This is a genomic window from Stutzerimonas stutzeri, from assembly GCF_002890915.1.
GTDB classification, from domain to species: Bacteria; Pseudomonadota; Gammaproteobacteria; order Pseudomonadales; family Pseudomonadaceae; genus Stutzerimonas; species Stutzerimonas stutzeri_AF.
On record NZ_POUT01000006.1, the window covers coordinates 252,218 to 276,054 of the forward strand.

Below are 23,837 nucleotides of genomic sequence, written 5' to 3' on the forward strand. Positions count from 1 at the left end.
TATCAGCCTGAGACAATCGCGCCCATGCTCAGCGCTTCGTAACCGGCATAAAGCGCCAACGCCGCGAACCCTGCAGCCGCGACCCGACGAATCAGCGCCAGCGGCAGGCGATCGGCGGCGAAATGGCTGGCCAGGACCACCGGGACATTGGCCAGCAGCATGCCGGCCGTGGTGCCGAGGATCACCAGGATGAATTCGGGGTACTGCGCGGCCAGCATCACCGTGGCGATCTGCGTCTTGTCGCCCATCTCGGCGATGAAGAAGGCCACGATGGTGGCGACGAAGGGACCGTAGGGGCGGCCGAGGCGGGTGTCGTCGTCATCCAGCTTGTCGGGGACCAGCGTCCAGGCGGCGACGGCGGCGAAGCTGAAGGCCAGGATCCAGCTCAGCATCACCGGTGACAACAGGCTCGATACCCAGCTGCCGACCGCGCCGGCTGCCGCATGATTGGCCAGGGTCGCGACGACGATCCCCCAGATGATCGGCCACGGGCGTCGATAGCGGGCCGCCAGCAGCAGCGCGAGCAATTGCGTCTTGTCGCCGATTTCGGCCAGGGCAACGATCAGGGTGGGGACGAAGAAAGATTCCAAGTGGCATTCCTTAAGGGCGGGTCGACAGTTCTCCATGACACGCACCACCTGCCCGCCCGGGTCAGGTGTACATGTCATGGGTCTTGTCAAACCGGGGCCGGGCGTAGGGCTACGCCCTGGCCGGTCGCATGCGCCATGGTCTGCGGACCAAGTATGTTGACGCATGCCGGACGAGCGGGGCGCTCGTCGGAGACTACTCCCCCAAGGACGGCGGCGAGTTTGCCGCAAGCCGCCCCTGGGTGCAAGCGCCTGCGGCGGCTGGCATCAGCCGCGCGGGGCCCGGTAGATGCGAAAGCCATCGCGCTCGGCCAGCGTCTGGCAGGGGCCGAGGTGGCGCTCGATCAGCGGTGGGTACTTGAGGAAGGTATTGGCCACCAGGCGCAGCTCGCCGCCGCCGAGCAGGTGTTCGGCCGCATGCTCAATCAGTGCCTCGCTGGCTTCGTAGCTGGTATGCACGCCCTGGTGGAACGGCGGGTTGCTGACGATCGCGGCCAGCTGCCGCGGCGCGGCGTGGATGCCGTCGCCGGCGATCACCTCGCCCTCCAGTCCGTTGGCGGCCAGCGTCATGCGGCTGCTCTCGACGGCGAAGGCGTCGACGTCGAGCAGCACCACCTCGCTCTGCGGGTAGCGCCGCTTCAGCACGGCACCGAGGATGCCGGCGCCGCAGCCGAAGTCGAGCAGGCGCCCGTTCGGCAGGCCGTCGAGGTGTTCGAGCAGCAAGGCGCTGCCGCGATCGAGCCGGCCATGGCTGAATACCCCGGGTAGGCTGATCACCTCGAGCGGGCCGTCCGCCAGCTGCAGGCTGAAGCGCTGGGCCAGCGCCGGCAGGTCCGGCAGCGCCGGTGCCTGCTCGACCTGAACCTGCCAGAGCTGGCAATGGCGCGCGCTGTCGAGCTTGCGCGGGGCACCGTAGCCGGCCAGCTGCCTGGCGGCGCGCTCGACCCCGGCGCGCTTCTCGCCGACCAGGTACAGCGGACGACCCTCGAGCCCGGCCGCCAGCGTCTGCAGCAGATACTCGGTCAGCTCTCGGGATTTCGGCAGGAACAGCACGGCGGCCTCGAAGTCCGCTTGGGCAGGCGTGACGCCGAAACTGCAACGTCCGGCAAAGCGCCGCTCCAGCAACTGTTGCTCGCCGGCATGCCAGCTCCAGCCGGTTGCCCCAGGCAGATGGCCCAGCAGATCGTCGGCGGGCAGGCCGGCCAGCAGCAGCTTGCCGCCGAACAGTTCGGCCTGGCGCAGCAGCACTTCGCTTCGGGGGTCCATGGGGCGTCTCCTGAAAAAGTCCGGGAGCTTAGGGGCTGTTGGCGTTTCGCCGCAAGTTGTGACGCGCCATGGCGCCAAAGAGCCGAAATAGCGCTTTCAGGTCTGGGGCAGTCCTTCGGCCTGCAATCGCCGCGGGGGCGCGCCCACAGGAGGTTCAGTGTGCACCGGCTGCTTTTTGTGGAAGGCCCCTCTGGGGCGATGCTTTTTAGCTTCAAGCTTCAAGCTTCAAGCTTCAAGCTGGCAGTCCTTCGGCCTGCATCGCCGCGAGGGCGCGCCTACAGGGGGCAGTGTGCACCGGCTGCTTTTTGTGGGAGGCCCGACCTCGGGGCGATGCTTTTCAGGCTTCAAGCCTCCAGTGCTTCTATCGAACGGCCGTCGTGAATGGCCCGATGGAGCCGCTATCGCATGCCGGTTCAGTTCACCTGGCGGGTCGGCGCGCCGGCGAAGAAGGCCTTGGCGTTCTCCGTCAGCTGGCCGACGATGCGCTGGCGTGCCTCGCGGCTGCCCCAGGCGCTGTGCGGGGTGACGATCAGCCGCGGCAGGCCGGGGGCCAGCAGCGGATTGTCGTCGCGTGGCGGCTCGCTGGTCAGCACGTCGGTGGCGGCGCCGCCCAGATGGCCGCGGCGCAGGGCATCGGCCAGGGCCTGTTCGTCGACCAGGCCACCACGGGCGGCATTGACCAGGAAGGCGGTCGGCTTCATCAACTGCAGCTCCCGCGCGCCGATGAGGTTGCGGGTCTGCTCGGTCAGCGGGCAATGCAGGGTCAGCGCGTCCACCTGCGGCAGCAGTTCGTCCAGGTCCAGGCGCTCCGGCCGCGCCGGCCGGCCCGGCAGATTGCCGATCAGCACGCGCATGCCGAACGCCTCGGCCAGGCGCGCCACCGCGCTGCCCAGTTCGCCATGGCCGAGCAGGCCGAGGGTCTTGCCCTCCAGCTCGACGATGGGGAAGTCCAGCAGGCAGAACTGGCCGCTTTCCTGCCAGCGCCCCCGGGCGACGGCCGCCTGGTAGTCGGGCAGGCGGGTGGCCAGTGCCAGCAACAGCATCAGGGTGTGCTGGGCCACCGTGGCGGTGCCGTAGGCCTGGCAGTTGCAGACGACGATACCGCGCTCGCGTGCGGCCTGCAGGTCGATGTTATTGACGCCGGTGGCGGCGACTAGAATCAGTTTCAGCTCGGGGCAGGCGGCGAGGGTGTCGGCGTTCAGCGCGATCTTGTTGACGATGGCCACCTGGGCGCCGCGCAGGCGCTCGTTCACCTGTTCCGCTGTGCTCAGGGAATGGCAGACGAGTTCATCGAAGGCCGACTGCAGCGGGGCGAGGTCGAGGTCGCCCTGGTCGAGCGGGGAGAGGTCAAGGAAAACGGCGCGATTGGACATCAACTGTACCTTTCGATAGGGCCGGGACGGGCGGAAGATATCGCCCGGCACGCATGGCGGAGAAATCGATTATGTATTGGCTGGAATTTACGACCGTGGCGCTGGTGCATCTGCTCGCGGTGGCCAGCCCGGGGCCTGATTTCGCGGTGGCGGTGCGCGAGAGCGTCACCCGGGGCCGGCGGGCGGGCAGCTGGACCGCGTTGGGTATCGGCTGCGGGATCTTCCTGCACGTCGGCTATTCACTGCTTGGCATCGGCCTGATCGTCTCGCAGTCGATTGTGCTATTCAACCTCTTCAAGTGGCTGGCGGCCGGTTATCTGCTCTACCTGGGCTGGCGCGCGCTGCGTGCACGGCCGATGACGCTGGACCTGCAGGCCGATGCGCAGGCGCCCACGCAGCATTCGGCCTGGCGCGCATTCGCCGTCGGGTTCGTCACCAACGGTCTGAATCCCAAAGCGACGCTGTTCTTCCTGTCGCTATTCACTGTGGTGATAAGCCCTCATACCCCGCTGCCGATCCAGGCCGGCTACGGCCTCTATCTGGCCTGCGCGACCACGCTGTGGTTCCTGCTGGTGGCCTGGCTGTTCAGCCGAGGCCGCGTGCGCGCTGGCTTCGCCCGCATGGGGCACTGGTTCGACCGTCTGACCGGCGCGGTACTGATCGGCCTAGGCGCGCGCCTGGCGCTGAGCGAGATCGCTTAGCCGGCCGAAACGTCCTGAAAGAAAATAATCCTTTGGGTTGATTTTGCCGGGCTCCTGACGCTCTAGAGTGGGCTTACAACTCCAAGAAAAGACAGGATGCCCACCATGTTGCAGACCCGTGTGATCAAGCCGGCGGCGAACGCCTACCAGTATCCCTTGTTGATCAAACGCCTGCTGTTGTCCGGGCTGCGCTATGAGCGCAGCCGCGAGATCGTCTACCGCGACCGGCTGCGCTACGACTACCGCACCCTCAACCAGCGCATCGCGCGGCTGGCCAACGTGCTGACCGAGGCCGGCGTCAGGCCGGGCGATACCGTGGCGGTGATGGACTGGGACAGCCACCGCTATCTCGAATGCATGTTCGCCATCCCGATGATCGGCGCGGTGGTGCACACCATCAACGTGCGCCTGTCGCCGGAACAGATCCTCTACACCATGAACCACGCCGAGGACCGATTCGTGCTGGTCAACAGCGAATTCGTGCCGCTGTACCAGGCGATCGCCGGGCAACTGAGCACCGTGCAGAAGACGCTGCTGCTCACCGATGGCGACGAACAGGAAGCCGGCCTGCCGGACTGCATTGGCGAATACGAGCGCCTGCTCGCCGCTGCCGAGCCGAGCTACGATTTCCCCGACTTCGACGAGGACTCGGTCGCGACCACCTTCTACACCACCGGCACCACCGGCAATCCCAAGGGCGTCTATTTCACCCATCGCCAGCTGGTGCTGCATACCCTGGCCGCCGCAGTCACCGTCAGCGCGCGGGAGAACCCGCGGCTGATGGGTTCGGGCGATGTCTACATGCCGATCACGCCGATGTTCCACGTGCATGCCTGGGGGCTGCCGTACGTGGCCACCATGCTCGGCCTGAAGCAGGTCTATCCGGGGCGCTACGATCCGGAGTTCCTCATCGAGCTGTGGCGCCGCGAGCAGGTGACCTTCTCCCATTGCGTGCCGACCATCGTGCAGATGCTGCTCAACGCCAAGGCGGCGCAGGGTACGGATTTCAACGGCTGGAAGATCACCATCGGCGGCAGCGCGCTGACCCGTGGGCTCTACGATACCGCCCGGGCGCGCGGGATGGAGCTGATCGCCGCCTACGGCATGTCCGAGACCTGCCCGCTGATTTCCGGTGCGCACATCAACGACGAGCTGCTCGTCGCCGACGAGGAAACCCGCAGCAGCTACCGGCTCAAGGCCGGGGTGCCGGTGGTGCTGGTGGACGCGGCGATCCAGGCGCCGGACGGCAGCTTCCTTCCGGCCGACGGCGCGTCGCAGGGCGAGTTGGTCCTGCGTGCGCCCTGGCTGACCCAGGGCTACTGCAACGAGCCGGAAAAGAGTGAAGAACTCTGGGCCGATGGCTGGCTGCACACCGGCGACGTGGCGGTCATCGACGAGATGAGCAACATCGAGATTCGCGACCGGATCAAGGACGTGATCAAGACCGGCGGCGAGTGGTTGTCGTCGCTGGAGCTGGAAGGGCTGATCAGCCGCCACCAGGCCGTGCGCGACGTGGCCGTGGTCGGGGTGCCGGACGCGCGCTGGGGCGAGCGACCGTTCGCCCTGCTGGTGCTCGCCGAGGGCCAGCGGCTCGATGCGCGCGGGCTGCGGGATTTCCTCGAACCCGCGGTGGCCGAAGGGCAGATCAACAAATGGGCGATCCCGCAGCAGGTCGCCGTGGTCCAGGAGATTCCCAAGACCAGTGTCGGCAAGCTGGACAAGAAACGCATCCGCGTGGAAATCGCCCGCTGGCTGGAAGAGGGCAACGATGCGATCTCCGCACTCTGAGACCGGGCTCAGCTAGCCTCGAGCATGGCCTGCACCTTGTCCTCCAGCGCCTGGATGCTGAACGGCTTCACCAGCACTTCGTAATCCAGGTGCAGGCCGCTGCGCTCGAGCACCGTTTCCTCGGCATAGCCGGTGATGAACAGCACCTTCAAGCCCGGGCGTGCCAGGCGCGCGAGATCGGCGAGCTGGCGGCCATTCATGCCACCGGCCAGGCCGATATCGGAAATCAGCAGATCGACCTCGCCTGCCTCGCCCAGCTGTTTCAGGGCGCTGGCGCCACAGGCGGCGGCGAGGACCTGGTGGCCGAGCTCCTGCATGACCTCCACCACGAGCATGCGTACATTGTCCTCGTCGTCGACCACCAGCACCGTGCGACCTTCCTGCCGTTCCGGTATGCAAGGGCTCTTGTCCTTGACGCTCGATGGGCGGGGCTCGCCGAAATGGCGGGGCAGGAACAACCTGGCCGTGGTCCCGGCGGGGCTGCTTTCGATATGCACGCCGCCACCGGACTGCTTGGCGAAACCGTAGACCATCGACAGGCCGAGGCCGGTGCCTTCGCCCAGCGGCTTGGTGGTGAAGAACGGGTCGAAGACATAGCTGAGCTTTTCCGGAGCGATGCCGCTGCCGGTGTCGCTGACGCTCAGCGTCACGTAATCGCCGGGGGTCAGGCCGAAACGGCTGGCTGCGTGCCGGTCGAGGCTTTCGTTGCGGGTCGTCAGGGTCAGGCAGCCGCCATCGGGCATCGCGTCGCGTGCATTGAGGGTGAGGTTGAGCAGGGCGTTTTCCAGCTGGTTGGCATCGCAGAGCGTCAGCCAGAGGTGTGCTTCGTGCTCGTTGCGGAACTCGATCAGCGGGCCGGTGGTGCGTTGCAGCAGCTCCATCATCCCGCCCACCAGGGCATTGACATCGGTGGCACTGGGGTCGAGGGTCTGCTGGCGGGCGAACGCCAGTAGCCGATGGGTCAATGCGGTGGCGCGGCTGGCGGAGCCGAGCGCAGCCTCGACATAGCGTGCGAGTTCGCCGGTCCGGCCCTGCTGCACCCGCAGCTCGATCAGCTCCAGCGAGCCGATGATGCCCGCCAGCAGGTTGTTGAAGTCGTGCGCCAGGCCGCCGGTGAGCTGGCCGACGGCTTCCATCTTCTGCGACTGGCGTAGCGCCGCCTCGGCCGAGGCCCGTGCGGCCACCTCCTCGTTGACGCGCTGTTCCAGGGTCTCGTTGAGGCGATGCAGGGCCTGCTCGGTGCGCTTGTGGCCGGTGATGTCCAGGCAGGCGCCGACCAGGTAAGGCTGCCTGCCGTCGGTGTCATGACCGGTCTGCGCCTTGACGAACAGCCAGCGCAGGCCGGTTCTGGAAAGCTGCACGCGAAACTGCATCTCGAAGTCTTCGCCAAGCCTGGCGCAACGTTCGCATTGCGCGACGATGCCCGGGCGGTCGTCGCGATGGACCCGCTGCAGCAGCGCATCCAGGCTCAGGTTGCCTTGCGGCAGGCCGACCAGACGCTGCATGGCCACGTCCATGTCCAGCCGGTTGCTGGCCAGGTCCCAGTAGAAGGTGCCGGTGCCGGACGCGAGCAGTGCCGCATTCAGCCGCTCGTCGCTCTGCCGCAGGCGGTTGCGCGTGCGTTCCTGGCTCTGCAGCAGCTGGGTCACGTCCTCGGCACGGTGGATGATGTAGCGCACCTTGCCGTCCGGACCGAACACCGGTGCGTTGATCACGTCCCAGTAATGCTCGGCGAAGCCGCCCCCGTCCTCGTCGGACCGTTGCAGCGAATAGCGCACGTTGCTCATGCGCTGGGTGCGACCGCTGGCGATGACCTGCTCCAGCGAGGCGCGCAGTGCCGCGACGCCCTGGGCATCGGGGTTGGATGGATCGTCGGTGTAGACCTCGAACAGGCGCTTGCCGATGATCTCCTCGCGGCGGGTCATGGTGACGCGCAGGCGCTCCTCGCTGACAGCGACCATGGTGTAGGCTTGATCCGCCGTCACGACCAGGTAGATGCCTGGCAGCGCATCGATGATTGCCTGCAGATCTCGAGTGACGATGATTCGTTCTCCCGTGCGGTTCATGTTGGTTCAGCCCAGCCCTTGGCCGCTGAAATTATCATTTTCGAGGAGCCCGTCTTGGAGCCGTCCATCCCGCCCCTGATACGCGAAACCTTTCCCGTCGGGCCCCTGCAGTGCAACTGCACCATCATCGGCGATCCGTTGACCCGCAAGGCCATTGTGGTCGACCCGGGCGGCGATCACGAACGGATTCTCGCCCGCCTGGAGGCCCTGGGGTTGCAGGTGGTCAGCATCATCCACACCCATGCCCATCTCGATCACTTCCTCGCCTCGGGGCAGATGAAGGAGAAGACCGGCGCCACGCTGCACCTGCACAAGGACGATCAATTCCTCTGGGACAACCTGGAGATGCAGTGCCGGCTGTTCGGCGTGCCCTATACGCCCGTGCCGGCCCCGGACCAGTGGCTGGCCGACGACGAGGCGCTGGCCTGCGGTTGCGGTGTGGCGCTGCACACGCCCGGACATACGCCCGGCTCGATGAGCTTCTGGTTCCCCGCGGCCAGGCTGCTGATTGCCGGCGATACCCTGTTTCGCCGGGGCATCGGTCGCACCGACCTGTGGGGCGGCGACTACGCCAGCATCGAGCGCTCGATCAAGCAGCGCCTGTACTGCCTGGACGAGGACGCCACGGTGGTGACCGGCCATGGCCCGGACACGCGCCTCGGCGACGAGATGCGGGAAAATCCGTTTGTCCGCGCCTGATGGTTCTGTCGTTTCGTTCCCATTCTTTGCCATGGCCGATGGTAACCTAGCGGCGTTTTTCAGGTCCGTGTTCGCAAGGACGGTGGCCGCTGATAACTGACGAGATGAAGGAAGTACTTATGAAAATGCTGAACTTGACCGCCTTGGCCGCGGGTGTCGCCCTGCTGGTCGGTTGCACCACCAACCCCTACACCGGCGAGCAGCAGGCCGGCAAGGCAGGGGTCTACGGTGGCATCGGTGCGGTCAGTGGCGCAGTCATCGGCGCTGCGACCTCGAGCAAGAAGGACCGGGCCAAGGGCGCGCTGATCGGCGCGGCCGTCGGTGGCGCGGCCGGCGGTGGCTACGGCTACTACGTCGACACCCAGGAAGCCAAGCTGCGTCAGACCCTGCAGGGCACGGGCGTTCAGGTACAGCGCAATGGCGACAACCTGACCCTGATCATGCCGGGCAACATCACCTTCGCCAGCAACTCGGCGGATATCTCCAGCAGCTTCTACCCGACGTTGAATTCGCTGGTGCAGGTGTTCAAGGAGTTCAACAAGAACGGCGTCGACATCGTCGGCCACACCGACAGCACCGGTTCGCTGCAGCTGAACCAGGATCTGTCCAACCGTCGCGCCCAGAGCGTCGCCTCCTACCTGGTCTCGAACGGCGTGGCCGCCTCGCGCATCTCCTCCTACGGTGCCGGCCCCAGCCAGCCGATCGCCAGCAACGACACGGCTGCCGGCCGTGCCCAGAACCGCCGCGTAGAGATCAATCTGCGGCCGCTGTAAGCGCTTTCATAGCGAGCGGAGCTGCAATGGCTCCGCTTGCGTCGTGATTTCGACGTCATGCATCCGTTGTCGCTGTGCTGTAATTGAACCTCTCTGCGCTTCGCGAATCTGAAATTCGATAGCACGCCAGTAGTGGCACAGAGGAGGTTGAATGGATGATCGTCCCGCTCTCCATTCCCGCAGGCCCTGGCTGCCATTGCTGGTCGCACTGGCCTTGATGGCGGGGTTGGGAGGATGGATAGGCTGGCAGTGGCACGTTCAGGAAGTGCGCAGCAAGGTCGAGCAGGAGCAGCGCTTCACCTTCGCCGTCGATGATATCGAGCACACCCTTCGCGAACGGATGCGCGCCTACGAGATGGTGCTGCGCGGCCTTGCCGGACTGGTGGCGGGCAACGACGACGTGCAGGTGGAGGATTGGACCAGGGCCACGGACCAGCTGCAGCTGCAGGACTTCTATCCGGGTATCCAGGGTGTCGCACTGGCGCGCCATGCCACCTCCGCGACCCTGCCGACGATGATCGAGCGAATCCGCCGTTCCGGCCGTGAACGCTTTCGCATGTACCCCCCGGGCGACCGCGACGAATATGTCTTCGTCGATTACATCCATCCGACCGACTGGCGCAACCGCCGGGTGCTGGGCTTCGACCTGTTCAGCGAGGAAACCCGTCGCGAAGCGATCATCAGCGCGCGCAACAGCGGCAATCCGGTGCTGACCGGGCCGTTGCGGCTCAAGCAGGAGACCGAGCAGAACATCCAGGCCGGCGTCTTGCTGTTCCTGCCGCTCTATGCCCCGGCGGCACCGGTGACCACCGAGGAGGAGCGCCAGCGCGCCTTCGCCGGCACGCTGCACGGCGCCTTCCGCCTGACCGACCTGATGGAGGGCATTCTCGGCTCGCGCAGCCGGATGTTGCAGTTGCAATTGTTCGATGCCGCCAGCCCCGACTCGCCATTGTTGATGGGGCGCGCGCCGATCAGTGCCGATGCCGCCTTCCAGCGGGTGCGCAACATCTACATGTACGGCCGCAGCTGGCAGCTGCAGGTAGCCAGTACGCCCGAGTACGAGGCGATCCTGCGCGACAACAGCCGCGCTTTCAGCCTGGTGGCGGCGCTGACCGCCGCGGTGCTGTTCTCCCTGCTGGTGGGCGGCTATCTCTATCTGCGCGAACGTGCCCTGCGCAGCAGCCAGGCGCTCAGCCTGCAGTTGCAGGAGCGCGAGGCGCGCTTCCGCCAGTTGATCGAGCAACTGCCGGTGGCCACCTTGTTGTGCAACGCCGGCGGGCGCATCGAACTGGCCAACCAGCGTGCCGGCCAACTGCTCGCCAGCAGCACCGAGCTGCTGGCCGGCGAACGGGTCAGTCGCTACGTGCCGGGCGTGCTCGGCGAGCAGACCCTGCAGCAGTTGCGCGAGACCAGCCAGCTGGAACTCCAGGCGCAGCGCGAGGACGGCCGGCCGATCCCGGTCGCCGCCAGCCTGACCAGCTTCAAGCATGACGCGGCGCTGTACTACGTGCTCAACCTGCTCGACCTGCAGCCGCGCAAGCGCGACGAAGAGCGCTTTCGCAATGTCGTCGAGGCCTCGCCCAATGCCTTCGTGCTGGTCGATGTCGAAGGCCGCATGGTCATGGTCAATCGCCAGACCGAACTGCTGTTCGGCTACAGCCGCGAGGAACTGCTCGGCCAGCCGGTGGAGCTGCTGCTGCCCGAGGCGATGCGCGAAGCGCACCGCGAGTTGCGCCAGGGCTATATCGAGCACCCGGAGCCGCGGCGCATGGGCGGCAATCGTGAACTCTTCGGCCGCCACCGCGATGGCCGGGCGCTGCCGGTGGAGATCGGGCTGTCGCCGTTGCGCAGCGGTGACGAGCAGCTGGTCCAGGCGGTGATCATCGATATCAGCCATCGCAAGGAGGCCGAGCGCCGCCTGCGCGATCAGGCGGACCAGCTGGCAATGGCCAACCGCTACAAGTCGGAATTCCTCGCCAACATGTCCCATGAGCTGCGCACGCCGCTCAACAGCATCCTGATCCTCAGCGACCAGTTGCGGCAGAACGGTACCGGCAACCTCAGCGACAAGCAGGTGCGCCATGCCGACATCATCCACCATGCCGGGCACGAGCTGTTGCAGCTGATCAACGACGTTCTGGACCTCGCCAAGATCGAGGCCGGGCGCATGCAGCTCAAGCTGGAGCCATTGAACCTGGTGGCGCTGCTGGCCGAGCTCGAGGATGCGCTCGGCCCCATGGCCGAGCAGAAGGGCTTGAGCCTGAAGATAAGCATCGAACCGGGGGTGCCGGCGACGCTGGACTCCGACCGCGCGCGCCTGCAGCAGATTCTCCGGAACCTGCTGACCAATGCACTGAAATTCACCGAGCGGGGCGGGGTCGAGCTGTCGGCCCGCTGCCTGCCCGATGGCGAGGGCGAGGCCTGCCGGACCTTGCAGCTCCAGGTACGCGACAGCGGCATCGGCATCGCCCGTGACCAGCAGGAGCGGATATTCCAGGCGTTCCAGCAGATCGACGGCTCCATCAGCCGGCAATATGGCGGCACCGGTCTCGGCCTGGCGATCACCCGCCAGCTCGCCGAGGTCCTGGGCGGCCAGGTCACCGTGGACAGCGATCCGGGGCGCGGGTCGATCTTCACCGTCGAGCTGCCCATCGCGGCGACGGCGGCGGTCGCGGTAGCGCCGCAATTGAACGGCCCCAAGCCGGGCCTGCTGATCGTCCAGGACGATGCCGGGTTCGCCGCGAGGATCGCCGAAGTGGGGCAGCAGCACGGCTTCGCCAGCGTGATCCGCGACACCGGCGAGCAGGCGCTCGAAGCCCTGCAGCACGAACGCTTCGCCGCGGTGATACTCGACATCCTGCTGCCCGACATCAGCGGCTGGCAGGTCTATCGCGAGCTGCGCGCCGCCAACCAGGGCACGCCGGTGATCATCATTTCCTGCGTGCCGCAGCCCCACGACTGGCACGACGAGCATGCGCGCTACCTGCTCAAGCCGGTGGCGCAGTCGGAGCTGGAACTTCTCTTCATCGAACTGGCGCGCCATGAGCACCGCGCGCCATTGCTCGAGCAGGAAGGGGAGGCGCGCATGGCGACACCGCCGCGTACGGAACCGCCGGCCACGGTGCAGGACCCGGCTGCCGCGCTGCAGCTGTCGAGCCCGGGGCAGCGGGTCTTGCTGGTCGATGAAGACGTACGACTGATCTATTCGCTGACGGCCCGGCTCGATGACCTGGGATTGCAGGTGGTGCCGGCGACCAGTGCCGACGAGGCGCTGCAGCGTTTCGAAGAGGATGCCTTCGATCTGGTAGTGCTGGACATGAGCCGGCCCGGTGTGGAAGGTCCGGAATTGGCGCGACGGCTCAAGGACGAGCACGGCTTCGAGGCGCCGATCATTGCGCTGGTGGCCGACGCCGGTGCCGAGGAGCGCGAGCGTTGTGCCGCAGCCGGGGCGGACGATGTGCTGGTCAAGCCTGTGGAAACCGCGGCGCTGCGCGACATATTGCGGCACTGGCTGGGGCTGGAGACGGACTCGATCGGCAGCGAAGAGGAGTAGCGAGAAGTGCATGCTGAACATCCGATAGGCGCCGCAACGGGCGCCCGACTGTGCGCCGGGTGCCTCCCGCACAGCTCACCCGTGGTCGGATACCGTTGACAGGGAGACCGCTCATGGCACAGACGCAGCTCAAATCCAAGCCGCGCAGTCGCACGTTGCTGGTGGTCGACGACCGCGAGGCGAATCTGGTGGCCATGGAGGCGCTGCTCGGTGACGGCGACTGGCAGGTGCACAGCGTCAATTCCGGCGAAGCGGCGCTCAAGGCGCTACTCGAACTGGACGTCGAGCTGGTTCTGCTGGACGTGCAGATGCCCGGCATGGACGGCTTCGAGGTGGCGCGCCTGATGCGCGGCAGCCCGCACACGCGCTACACGCCGATCATCTTCGTCTCGGCCATCGCGCATACCCGCGACTCGGTGCTGCGTGGCTACGCCACCGGTGCGGTGGATTTCATCCTCAAGCCCTTCGATCCGCAGGTGCTCAAGCACAAGATCAATACCCTGCTGGCGCATGAGCACAACCGCCGCGACCTGCAACTGCTCACTCAGCAGCTGGACAGCGCCCGCGCGTTCAACGCCTCGGTGCTGAGCAACGCCGCCGAAGGCATCCTGGTGGTCGGCGAGGACGGCTACATCAGCTTCGCCAATCCGGCCATCGCCGGCATGCTGCACACCCGCGTCGATGATCTGCAGGGCACGCCGCTGCTGTCGCACCTGGCGGCCCCGGAGATGCCGGCCAACTGGCGCGAATCGGACTTCTACCAGCACTGGCGCAGCGGCGCGACCTACCGCCTGCACGAGGCGCAGCTGCACACGGCCAACGGCGCGACGCTGCCGGTGGCGCTGTCCAGTTCGCCGCTGCCGCGCCAGCAGCGCTCGATGGTGGTGATCGCGCTGGACATGTCGGTGGTGCGCAACCTGCACGTGCAGCTGGAAACCCAGGCGGTCACCGATTCGCTGACCGGCCTGCTGAACCGGCGCGGCTTCCACCAGGCGCTGGAGTCGTCGCTGGCGCGGGTCGACCGCAACGGCAAGCGCATGGCGATCCTCTACATCGACCTCGACGGCTTCAAGCGCATCAACGATTCGCTCGGCCACGATGCCGGCGACGAGATTCTCTGCAAGGTGGCGCGCCTGCTGGAAACCTGCATGCGCCCCTACGACATCATCGCGCGCATGGGGGGCGACGAGTTCACCGCATTGCTGGACTCCCTGGACCATCCGGAAGACGCCGCGCGGGTGGCCGAGAAGCTGATCGAGCTGATCTCGGTGCGGCACAAGGTCGACGGCACCGAGGTGACCCTCGGCGCCAGCATCGGCATCGCGCATTTCCCCGACTGCGGGGTGAGCGTCGACCAGTTGCTGCGCTCGGCGGACATGGCGATGTACGAGGCCAAGCGCGCCGGGCGCAGGCAGTACCGCTTCTTCTCCAGCGACATGAACGAACGGGCGCACGCTCGGTTGATGATGGAGGAGAACCTGCGCAGCGCCACCGAGCGTAACGATTTCGAGCTGCTCTACCAGCCGCAGGTCATGCTCGCCAACGGCAAGCTCAGGGGCTTCGAGGGCCTGTTGCGCTGGCCGTGCGGTGCCATCGGCGAGAACCATCCCGGCGTGTTCATCCCGCTGCTGGAGGAAACCCGGCTGATCGAACGGGTGGGCGAATGGGTGCTGCGCGAGGGGATGAACCAGCACTGCCAGTGGCTGCCGTCGTTCGGCGGCGACCTGATCCTCAGCCTGAACGTCAGCCCGATACAGTTCAGCCGCGCCGGGTTGCTCGACTCGCTGCGACGGTTGCTCGACGAGTACCAGCTCGATCCGGCACAGCTGGAGCTGGAGGTCACCGAAGGGACGCTGATGCAGGATCTCGAGCAGAGCTGCGATAAGCTCAGGCAGTTGCGCAAGCTGGGCGTGCGGGTGGCCATCGACGATTTCGGCACCGGCTATTCGTCCCTGGCCTACCTGCGCCATTTCGAGCTGGATACGCTGAAGATCGACCAGTTGTTCATCGCCAACATGCTGGATTCGCCGCGCGATGCGGCGGTGGTCAGCACCATCATCGATCTGGGACGCAACCTCGGTCTGGAAGTGGTGGCCGAGGGCGTGGAGACCCTGGCGCAGCGCGACTGGCTGGTCGCCAACGGCTGCGACGTGATGCAGGGCTTCCTGGTTTCGCCGGCGGTGCCGGCGGCGCAGGCCAGCCTTTTTCCCAGGCAGGTGGACTGGGAGGGCCGCTGAGCGGCGCCGGCGGTTTCAGGAACGCGGTGGAAACGCCTGGTGCAACTGCGCCAGCTGCGCATCCTTGGCGCTCCAGAGCTGGTTGACCCATTGCTGGAAGGCCAGCCGGTAGGCCTCGTCCTGGTCGTAGTTCCGGCCGAGGAACTCGGCGGGGATCGGCTGCGATTCGATCCGCAGCACCACCTGGCGAATGTGCCCGGCGAGCAGGTCCCAGAAGCTCGGGCGGCCGTCGGGGTAGTGGATGGTGATGTTGATCAGCGCGCTCAACTGCTCGCCCATGGCGTCGATGACGAAGGCGATGCCGCCGGCCCTGGGTTTGAGCAGATGGACGAATGGCGACTGCTGCTGGTCATGCTTGGCCGGTGTGAAGCGCGTGCCTTCGAGGAAGTTGAACACCGACACCGGGTTGGTCCGGTAGCGCTCGCAGGCCTTGCGTGTGGTGATCAGGTCCTGGCCGCGTTTCTCCGGGTACCTGGCCAGGTATTCCTTGCTGAAGCGTTTCATGAAGGGAAATTCCAGCGCCCACCAGCACAGCCCGATCACCGGGACCCAGATCAGCTCCTGTTTGAGGAAGAACTTGAGGATCGGCATGCGTCGGTTGAGCTGGTACTGCAGCACGAGGATGTCCGCCCAGCTCTGGTGGTTGCTGGTGACCAGGTAGGAGTGCCGCATGTCGACCCGTTCGAGGCCCTGCACGTCCCAGCGGATGGGTTGCACCAGGTCCATCCAGAAGCTGTTGACCGCCATCCAGGACTCGGCGATCCAGTGCATGCCGAAGCGCAGGCCGCGCTGGATCGCGGGGATGGGCAACACGAGCTTGAGCAGCGAAAGCGCGAACAGCGGCCAGCACCAGAACAGCGTGTTGAGCGCCAGGGTCAGCGCGGCGAGGGTGCCTCGCAGGGGCGAGGGAAGGAAGCTCAGCATGGGGCGTCTCGTCGATACGGCTGATTCGAGGCGCCAAGGGTAGCGATTGTGCGCCGAACTGCAACTGTCGGGCGAAGCCCGACGGGCAATGCAACAGGCCTGGGGGTGGCGTAGGGGGTGGGAAACGCGCGCTGCGCTTTCCCACGCGGAGCGCGCCCGGCATGCCTCGCGCACAGGGTTGGGTGGCGATGCGTTCGCGTGGATGGCTTCGGCCATCCACCCTACGCCCGCATGGTGCGCATGGCGTAGGATGGAAAACGCGCGCTTCCGCGGTCAGGCCTTCTGGTTGGCGGCCTGCAGCGCGGTCAGGGCGATGGTGAAGACGATGTCGTCGACCAGGGCGCCACGGGACAGGTCGTTCACCGGCTTGGCCAGGCCCTGCAGCATCGGGCCGACGCTGAGGCAGTTGGCGTTGCGCTGGACCGCCTTGTAGGTGGTGTTGCCGGTGTTCAGGTCGGGGAAGATGAACACCGTGGCCTGGCCGGCGACCTTGCTGTTCGGCGCCTTCTGCCGGCCGACGCTGAGCACGGAGGCGGCGTCGTACTGCAGCGGGCCGTCGATCGGCAGTTCGGGGGCGTGCTCCTGGGCGATGCGGGTGGCTTCGGCGACCTTCTCGACTTCCGCACCGCTGCCGGAGCTGCCGGTGGAGTAGCTGATCATCGCCACGCGCGGGTTGACGCCCAGGGCCACGGCGGACTCGGCGCTCTGCAGGGCGATCTCGGCCAGTTCGGTGGCGTTCGGGTTGGGGTTCACCGCACAGTCGCCGTAGACCAGCACCTGGTCCGGCAGCAGCATGAAGAACACCGAAGACACCAGGCTGTAGCCCGGCGCGGTCTTGATCAGCTGCAGGGCCGGGCGGATGGTGTTGGCGGTGGTGTGCACGGCGCCGGAAACCAGGCCGTCCACTTCGTCCAGGGCGAGCATCATGGTGCCGAGCACCACGGTGTCCTTCAGTTGCTCGCGGGCATCGTCCGGTGTCAGGCCCTTGGCCTTGCGCATCTCGCACATCGGCTCGACGTAGCGGTTGGCGATGGCGTCCGGATCGAGGATCTCCAGGCTGGCCGGCAGGCTGATGCCCTGCTCGTGGGCGACCTGCTGGACTTCCTCCGGCTTGGCCAGCAGCACGCAGCGGGCGATGCCGCGCTCCTGGCAGATGGCGGCGGCGCGGATGGTGCGCGGCTCGTTGCCTTCCGGCAGAACGATGCGCTTGTTGGCATCCTGGGCGCGCTTGACCAGCTGGTAGCGGAACGCCGCCGGGGACATGCGCAGCTCGCCGCGCGGCACGCTGCAGCGGGTGTGGAGGAACTCCGGATGCAGGTGCTGGGCGATGAAGTCGGTCACGCGGGTGGCGCGCTCGATGTCGTCCGACGGGGTTTCCTTGTTCAGGCCGAACAGGTTGTTGGCCGTGTCGTAGGAATTGGTCTCGACGGTCATCACCGGCAGGCCGCCGTCCAGCGCGGCCTTGCACAGCTCGAGGATGCGCGGGTCCGGCGCGAAGTCGCTGCACAGCAGCAGGCCGGCGAGCTTCTCGCCGTTGAGCGAGGCCAGGCTGGCGGCGAGGATGATGTCGTCGCGGTCGCCCGGGGTCACCACCAGCACGCCGGAACGCAGCAGCTGCACGGTGTTCGGTACGGCACGGGCGCAGAGCACGATCTTGCTGACGCGGCGCTGCTCGGCTTCGCCGGCGTTGAGCACCTGGGCGCCGAGCAGCTCGGCGATGTCGCGGGTGCGCAGGGCGTTGAGTTCTTCGGCGAAGGGGATCGCGCCGAGCAGCTGGAAGTCCGCGCTGCCCAGCAGCGGCAGGTGCTGCTTGAGGCTGTCGACGAAGGCCGGGATGCCTTCCTCGCTCTTGACCTTGTTGAGGATCACGCCGAGCACCTTGGGATCCTTGGCGCCGCCGTACAGCTGCGCCTGGATCTCGATGCGCTCGGCCAGGCGCTTGAGGCTGTCGCTGCCCTGGGCGGCGATCAGGATGACTTCGGCATCCAGGCTCTTGGCCAGGTGAGTGTTGATGCGCTGGGTGTAGTTGGATTCGCGGGTCGGCACCATGCCTTCGACGATGACCACGTCCTTGCCGGCCGCGACCTGCTGGTAGCGGCTCACCACGTCCTCGAGCAGCAGGTCGATCTCGCCGTCGGCCAGTTGGCGCTCGACCCGCTCCAGCGGCAGCGGCTCGGGCGAGGACAGCTGCAGCGTGCGCTCGACCAGGATGCAGGAACGCTCGCGGCCCTGGTCGACCGGGAAAGGCTGGGCGATGGGTTTGAAGAAGCCGACCTTCAGGCCGGCTTTTTCAAGGGCGCGGATCAGGCCGAGGCTGATGGAGTTGAGGCCGCCACCGAAGCCGGTAGGGGCGAGGAAGAGTGTGTGCATGGCATCTCCTTGGGAAGCAGGTGCTCGGGGTAACGGGGCTGGGCGCCGGCTAGGCTAGGCGAGTTGCGCGAGGGCGGGAACTGCCTGTTTGCCGCGGGCCGTATGGGCAGAGACCCGACGGCTTGCGCGGTCGGGTCTCGATCATTCTCAACGTGCCTCGAACGTTCAGGCGTCCAGTAGCGCCAGCGTATCGAGGGCGATCTGGCGCTCCTCGTTGGTCGGCACCACCATCACGCGCGGGCTGCCCTCGGCCTGGATCTCGCCGGCGACGCCGCGGGTGCAGCGGGCGTTGGCCTCGGCGTCGAGCTTGAAGCCGAACAGCTTGAGGTGCTCCAGCGTGCGCTCGCGCACCGCCGCGGAATTCTCGCCGATGCCGCCGGTGAACAGCAGGCCGTCCAGTTGCGGCAGGGCGCAGGACATGGCGGCCAGCGACTTGGCCAGGCGGTAGCAGAACACCTCGAAGGCCAGCACGGCGCCCGGGTGGCCAGCCAGGCGGGCCTCGGTCAGGGTGCGCATGTCGTTGGACAGGCCGGAAAGCCCCTTCAGACCGCTTTCCTTGTTGAGCATGTTGTCGATCTTGGCCAGGTCCCAGCCCAGGGTCTTGTTCAGGAAGTTGTGCAGGCTCGGGTCGACGTCACCGCTGCGGGTACCCATCACCAGGCCTTCGAGCGGCGTCAGGCCCATGCTGGTGTCGCGGCTTTCGCCATTGACCACGGCGCAGGTGGAGCAGCCGTTGCCCAGGTGGGCGACCAGCCAGCTGCTGTTCTCCACCGGCAGGCCGGCCAGCTCGGCGGCGCGCTTGCTGACGTAGCGGTGGCTGGTGCCGTGGAAGCCGTAGCGGCGTACGCCGTGTTCCTTGTAGAGAACGCCGGGGATGGCGTAGCGGTAGGCGTACTCCGGCATGGTCTGGTGGAAGGCGGTGTCGAACACGCCGACCTGCGGCAGTTCGGGGAACAGGTTGATGGCGGCATGGATGCCGCTGAGGTTGGCCGGGTTGTGCAGCGGCGCCAACTGGATGTTGGCTTCGATGCTGGCCAGGGTTTCATCGGTGAGCAGCGACGAGGCGAAGAACTTCTCACCGCCATGCACCACGCGGTGGCCGATGCCGTCCAGGTGGCCGCCGGCGGCATCTTCCACGCGCGGCAGGATCTGGGCGAGGGCAGCCTGGTGATCGGCGTTCGGCACCTTGACGCTTTCCTTGCCGTCGGCACTCTCGAAGTGGATGACAGCCTCCGGGCTGCCGATGCATTCGGCGAGGCCTTGCAGGGGGAAAGTCGCTTGCGCTTCGTTGACCAGCGCGAACTTGATCGACGAGCTGCCGCAGTTAATCACCAGGATGTTACGAGCCGACATCGGTGCTCCTTGGATTGAATGTTATTGATATGAGCTGCCAAAGAAATCTCTTTGGCGGATTCTTGCACATGCGCCAGAAAAGGGATGCCATCCAAAGGTTGTAGTCCGCCTGTCCAAGGCACTACATGCAAGGCGTCCTCAAGCATTGCCGGCACCCCGTTTATCTGGCCTCGGTTCGCATTCGCCGCGGCGGGCGGTTAAACTTCTGCACTCATTCCCCCAAGCAAAGGTTTTGCCCCATGCTGATTGCCGCCAACAAGGCTGTCTCCATCGACTACACACTCACCAACGACGCCGGTGAGGTGATCGACAGCTCGGCCGACGGCGCGCCGCTGGTCTACCTGCACGGTGCAGGCAACATCATTTCCGGTCTGGAAAAGGCCCTCGAAGGCAAGCAGGGCGGCGACCAGATCCAGGTCACCATCGAGCCCCAGGATGCCTACGGCGAGTACAGCCCCGAGCTGGTCGCGACGCTGAACCGCGCCATGTTCGAAGGCGTCGACGAACTGGAAGTCGGCATGCAGTTCCATGCCTCCGGCCCGGACGGCGGCATGCAGATCGTCACCATCCGCGACGTGGAAGGCGACGATGTGATCGTCGACGGCAATCATCCGCTGGCCGGCCAGCGCCTGAACTTCGACGTCAAGGTCGTCAACGTGCGTGACGCCAGCGAAGAGGAAGTGGCCCATGGTCACATTCACGGCGAGGGTGGCCACCACCACTGATACGGGGGCCGTTCAGGCCTCCGGTGATGCAGTGGCCCGCGTGGCTGCTGTGCTGGCTGCATAGAGAGCGCTCCGGTCGTTGCCGGGGCGTTTTTTTGTGGCCGCCAGCCCCCCGGCGACCGTTACGCGACGCCGAGAACTTCCCCGGAAGTTTTTTGTTAGGAGAGATGTCATGAGCGCATTCCATCAATTGGTTCTGCCAGGCCTGGGCGGCGGGGAGTTGTCGCTGGCGGAGTTTGGCGATCGGATCACGCTGGTGGTCAATGTCGCCTCGCAGTGCGGGCTGACGCCCCAGTATGCGGGCCTGGAACAGCTGCATCAGCAGTACCACGGACGGGGTTTCAGCGTGCTCGGCATACCCTGCAACCAGTTCGCCGGGCAGGAGCCGGGCAGCGACGACGAAATCCGCACGTTCTGCACGCTCAACTATGGCGTCAGCTTCCCATTGAGCGGCAAGCTCGAGGTCAACGGGCCGCAACGGCATCCGCTGTACCGCCTGCTGGCGGGTGAAGGCGCCGACTTCCCCGGCGACATCACCTGGAATTTCGAGAAATTCCTGGTCGCGATGGACGGCCGCGTACTGGCGCGTTTCTCGCCGCGCACCACACCGGACGATCCGGCCCTGATCCAGGCGATCGAGAGCGCGTTGGCCTGACGAGCCCTGCCCCAGGACGACGGCCGCCCCTGCGGTCGTAGTACCTTCCGCCCACTTCGCTGGTTCGCTGTCTGCTCCGCCGCGCGGCTCGCGCGCTTTCGGCTGCCCCCGCATCTCATCGTCAGCTACCCGAATGGCCATGCCATGGAATAAGCCGCATGGATGATGCTGGGCGGGCGAGACGACCGGTCATATGCTCGCCGAATGAACAGACCAGCACGCAACGACAAGCGCGAACTGATCCTGACTAGGGGCGCCCAGGTGATGACCCGGCGGGGTTACCACGGCACCGGGGTACAGGAGATCGTCCAGGCCGCCGGCATTCCCAAAGGCTCCTTCTACCACTACTTCGCCAGCAAGGAGGATTTCGCCCTGCAGGCGCTGGCGTACATCTATGAGCCGCGGCTGGAGCGCTACCGGGCCGCGTTGGCCAATTCCGCGAGCGGCCCGCGGCAGCGCATCCTCGACTACTACGCCGAGCTGGTCGCGCACTTCGCCCGGCAGGAAAGGCCCGAATACCACTGCTTCATCGGCAGCCTGAGTTTCGAGATGGCCGAGTTGAGCCAGCCGATCGGCCGCCAGGTCTGCGCGATTCTCGCCCGCTCCGTCGAGTTGCTGGCCGCCTGCCTGGACCAGGCGCGCAATGCCGGCGAAATCGCCTCCGGCTGCGATTGCCCGGCCCTGGCGGAATTCATCGGCGATGCCTGGGAAGGAGCATTGCTGCGCATGAAAGTCGGCGGCGATGCCGCGCCGTTGCAGGTTTTCCTCGAACAGCTGGAGCGCCTGCTGGCGCCGGCTGCGTCCAGTTCGCCGGGCTGCGATGCCCGGTTGCCTTGCCCAATGCCATAAGGAGTCGATAGATGACCGCCAGCGTACAAGCCCTGTTCCAGCCCTTCGAGCTGGGCGCCCTGCGATTGCCGACCCGCGTGGTCATGGCGCCGATGACCCGCTCGTTCTCGCCCAATGGCGTGCCGACCGCCGATGTGGTCGAGTACTACCGCCGCCGTGCCGCTTCCGGTGTCGGCCTGATCATCACCGAGGGCACTACCGTCGGCCATGCCGCGGCCAACGGTTATCCGCATGTGCCGCGCTTCTACGGCGATGATGCGCTGGCCGGCTGGCAGGCGGTGGTCGAGGCGGTGCATGCGGCCGGCGGCAAGATCGTCCCGCAGCTCTGGCACGTCGGCAACGTGCGGCGCCTGGGCACCGAACCGGCGCCGGAAGTGCCGGGCTACGGGCCGATGGAAAAGCGCAAGGATGGAGAGGTCGTCGTCCACGGCATGACCCAGCAGGACATCCAGGACGTGATCGGCGCCTTTGCCCAGGCCGCGCGCGATGCCAAGGCGATCGGCATGGACGGCGTGGAGATCCATGGCGCCCACGGTTACCTGATCGACCAGTTCTTCTGGGAAGGCAGCAACCAGCGCAGCGACGAATATGGCGGCAGCCTGGCCAATCGCTCGCGCTTCGCCATCGAGCTGGTCCAGGCGGTGCGTGCCGCGGTGGGGCCGGAGTTTCCGATCATCTTCCGCTTCTCGCAGTGGAAGCAGCAGGACTACAGCGCGCGGCTGGTGCAGACGCCCGAGGAACTGGCGGAATTCCTGGCGCCGCTATCGGCGGCCGGGGTGGATATCTTCCACTGCTCGACCCGGCGCTTCTGGGAACCGGAATTCGAGGGCTCGGAACTCAACCTGGCCGGCTGGACCCGTCGCCTGACCGGCAAACCGACCATCACCGTCGGCAGCGTGGGGCTGGACGGCGAGTTCCTGCAGTTCATGGTCAAGACCGACAAGGTGGCGCAGCCGGCCAATATCGAGGGCTTGCTGGAGCGCTTGAACCGTGAGGAATTCGACCTGGTGGCCGTGGGGCGGGCGCTGCTGGTCGATCCCGACTGGGCGGTGAAGGTACGGGAAGGGCGGTTGCAGGATATCCTGCCGTTCAGTCGGGAGGCGTTGAAGACGTTGGCATGAGGGTGTGAGGCAGCAGAGGCTGGTTCTGCTGGTTCTGCGCCCGACCCTGGCTTCTCGTCCTTGCCACTTCGCGAGGTTGGCTTGGTACCAGACTGGCAAGTTAGTGTGTTGAATGAAAGTTTTGCTTTCATCGGCGATTAACGAGCTGCTTGAGAGCTTGGTTTCGCCCTGCTGGGCGAGTTCCTTTTGGCAGTCGCCCGGATGGCCGGCCCCGCCAAAAGGAACCAAAAAGTCTTGCCCCTGCATCCGGCCCTGCGCTTCGCTCCGGGTCCGTTACTCGCTTCGCTCGCCCTCCGGGCCAGCCTGCGGCTGTTACTCCGCTACGCTCCGTTTCTCTCCATCGCCGCTCCAGGGGTCGGCTTACAAGGGCCATCCCTGGCCCTTTAAGCCTTTCGCCGCATCCTTGCGGCTCAACCCCCTACGCAACGATTCCGCTCACCCTCCTGATGGGGCGTTGAGCGTCGCCTGAGGGTTCGTGCAGAAAGAAAAAGCCAAGCCAAAGCAAACATCAACGATCTTCCAGGCAACTCGGACTCCATTCCCCGTCAGGAGGCCGAGTGGAGGTGTCGCGCAGGGGGACGCGAGGCATGGACGCCGAGCGAGGAACGAAGGACGGGGCCGCCGAGGTAGGGACGTCCCTTCGTGACGGCCCCCGGAGCGGCACCGGAAGGAGCAACCGTGTTCGGCGTCAAGCAATTTGCGTATGGAAGTGCGCTTTATCCCGGATCATGGCATTCAGAATCACCAGCAGCTTGCGCATGCAGGCCACGATGGCAACCTTGCTCTTCTTGCCAGCG

The 23,837-nt window shown here is 66.2% G+C and carries 17 protein-coding genes, 1 pseudogene and 1 riboswitch; of the genes and pseudogenes, 10 read left to right on the forward strand and 8 right to left on the reverse strand.

Annotated elements, in window-relative coordinates; all coding sequences use genetic code 11:
- Positions 1–2 precede the first annotated feature (2 nt).
- From CXK94_RS12955 to CXK94_RS12965, 3 genes are all read right to left on the reverse strand, one after another.
- Positions 3–590 (reverse strand): TMEM165/GDT1 family protein, encoded by a 588-nt coding sequence (locus CXK94_RS12955; RefSeq protein ID WP_037039032.1) that lies wholly within the window; start codon positions 588–590, stop codon positions 3–5.
- A gap of 88 nt (positions 591–678) precedes the next feature.
- Positions 679–797, reverse strand: a riboswitch (yybP-ykoY riboswitch).
- Positions 798–854: 57 nt separating this feature from the next.
- Positions 855–1,853, reverse strand: coding sequence for a class I SAM-dependent methyltransferase (locus CXK94_RS12960; protein WP_102894639.1), 999 nt, complete (start codon positions 1,851–1,853; stop codon positions 855–857).
- A 413-nt stretch (positions 1,854–2,266) separates the two neighbouring features.
- A complete protein-coding gene (locus tag CXK94_RS12965) occupies positions 2,267–3,226 on the reverse strand; it encodes a 2-hydroxyacid dehydrogenase (protein WP_102894640.1) in 960 nt (319 codons plus the stop codon).
- A gap of 71 nt (positions 3,227–3,297) precedes the next feature.
- Between CXK94_RS12965 and CXK94_RS12970 the strand changes: the two genes are divergently transcribed.
- The gene (locus tag CXK94_RS12970; RefSeq protein ID WP_102894641.1) at positions 3,298–3,927 is read left to right on the forward strand and encodes a LysE family translocator; all 630 of its coding nucleotides are present in this window, start codon (positions 3,298–3,300) and stop codon (positions 3,925–3,927) included.
- A gap of 105 nt (positions 3,928–4,032) precedes the next feature.
- Complete coding sequence (locus CXK94_RS12975; RefSeq protein ID WP_102894656.1) at positions 4,033–5,715, forward strand: fatty acid--CoA ligase; 1,683 nt, start codon at positions 4,033–4,035, stop codon at positions 5,713–5,715.
- A gap of 8 nt (positions 5,716–5,723) precedes the next feature.
- On the opposite strand, the gene CXK94_RS12980 is transcribed toward CXK94_RS12975, so the two are convergent.
- A complete protein-coding gene (locus CXK94_RS12980; RefSeq protein ID WP_051497091.1) occupies positions 5,724–7,781 on the reverse strand; it encodes an ATP-binding protein in 2,058 nt (685 codons plus the stop codon).
- A 54-nt stretch (positions 7,782–7,835) separates the two neighbouring features.
- Between CXK94_RS12980 and CXK94_RS12985 the strand changes: the two genes are divergently transcribed.
- The 4 genes from CXK94_RS12985 to CXK94_RS13000 all read left to right on the forward strand — a co-directional run bounded on the left by CXK94_RS12985 (position 7,836) and on the right by CXK94_RS13000 (position 15,043).
- Complete coding sequence (locus CXK94_RS12985; RefSeq protein WP_102894642.1) at positions 7,836–8,480, forward strand: MBL fold metallo-hydrolase; 645 nt, start codon at positions 7,836–7,838, stop codon at positions 8,478–8,480.
- 119 nt (positions 8,481–8,599) lie between these two features.
- Positions 8,600–9,253: an OmpA family protein gene (locus CXK94_RS12990; protein WP_037039038.1), complete on the forward strand. Its 654-nt coding sequence runs from the start codon at positions 8,600–8,602 to the stop codon at positions 9,251–9,253.
- A 151-nt stretch (positions 9,254–9,404) separates the two neighbouring features.
- Complete coding sequence (locus tag CXK94_RS12995) at positions 9,405–12,806, forward strand: CHASE domain-containing protein (protein ID WP_102894643.1); 3,402 nt, start codon at positions 9,405–9,407, stop codon at positions 12,804–12,806.
- 113 nt (positions 12,807–12,919) lie between these two features.
- Positions 12,920–15,043: a two-component system response regulator gene (locus tag CXK94_RS13000; protein WP_102894644.1), complete on the forward strand. Its 2,124-nt coding sequence runs from the start codon at positions 12,920–12,922 to the stop codon at positions 15,041–15,043.
- Between the two features lie 15 nt (positions 15,044–15,058).
- Here the strand turns inward: CXK94_RS13000 and CXK94_RS13005 are convergent, their stop codons facing one another.
- The 3 genes from CXK94_RS13005 to CXK94_RS13015 all read right to left on the reverse strand — a co-directional run bounded on the left by CXK94_RS13005 (position 15,059) and on the right by CXK94_RS13015 (position 19,690).
- A complete protein-coding gene (locus CXK94_RS13005) occupies positions 15,059–15,967 on the reverse strand; it encodes an acyltransferase (RefSeq protein ID WP_037039043.1) in 909 nt (302 codons plus the stop codon).
- Positions 15,968–16,240: 273 nt separating this feature from the next.
- Positions 16,241–18,337: a phosphate acetyltransferase gene (gene pta, locus CXK94_RS13010; RefSeq protein WP_102894645.1), complete on the reverse strand. Its 2,097-nt coding sequence runs from the start codon at positions 18,335–18,337 to the stop codon at positions 16,241–16,243.
- Between the two features lie 165 nt (positions 18,338–18,502).
- Positions 18,503–19,690, reverse strand: coding sequence for an acetate kinase (locus CXK94_RS13015; RefSeq protein ID WP_102894646.1), 1,188 nt, complete (start codon positions 19,688–19,690; stop codon positions 18,503–18,505).
- Between the two features lie 239 nt (positions 19,691–19,929).
- Between CXK94_RS13015 and CXK94_RS13020 the strand changes: the two genes are divergently transcribed.
- From CXK94_RS13020 to CXK94_RS13035, 4 genes are all read left to right on the forward strand, one after another.
- Complete coding sequence (locus CXK94_RS13020) at positions 19,930–20,415, forward strand: FKBP-type peptidyl-prolyl cis-trans isomerase (RefSeq protein WP_102894647.1); 486 nt, start codon at positions 19,930–19,932, stop codon at positions 20,413–20,415.
- A gap of 172 nt (positions 20,416–20,587) precedes the next feature.
- The gene (locus CXK94_RS13025) at positions 20,588–21,070 is read left to right on the forward strand and encodes a glutathione peroxidase (protein ID WP_102894648.1); all 483 of its coding nucleotides are present in this window, start codon (positions 20,588–20,590) and stop codon (positions 21,068–21,070) included.
- Positions 21,071–21,274: 204 nt separating this feature from the next.
- A complete protein-coding gene (locus tag CXK94_RS13030) occupies positions 21,275–21,919 on the forward strand; it encodes a TetR/AcrR family transcriptional regulator (RefSeq protein WP_037044869.1) in 645 nt (214 codons plus the stop codon).
- 11 nt (positions 21,920–21,930) lie between these two features.
- The gene (locus CXK94_RS13035) at positions 21,931–23,040 is read left to right on the forward strand and encodes an NADH:flavin oxidoreductase (protein WP_102894649.1); all 1,110 of its coding nucleotides are present in this window, start codon (positions 21,931–21,933) and stop codon (positions 23,038–23,040) included.
- A 688-nt stretch (positions 23,041–23,728) separates the two neighbouring features.
- On the opposite strand, the pseudogene CXK94_RS13040 reads toward CXK94_RS13035, so the two are convergent.
- Positions 23,729–23,837: pseudogene (locus CXK94_RS13040) on the reverse strand (IS110 family transposase); the annotation flags it as partial.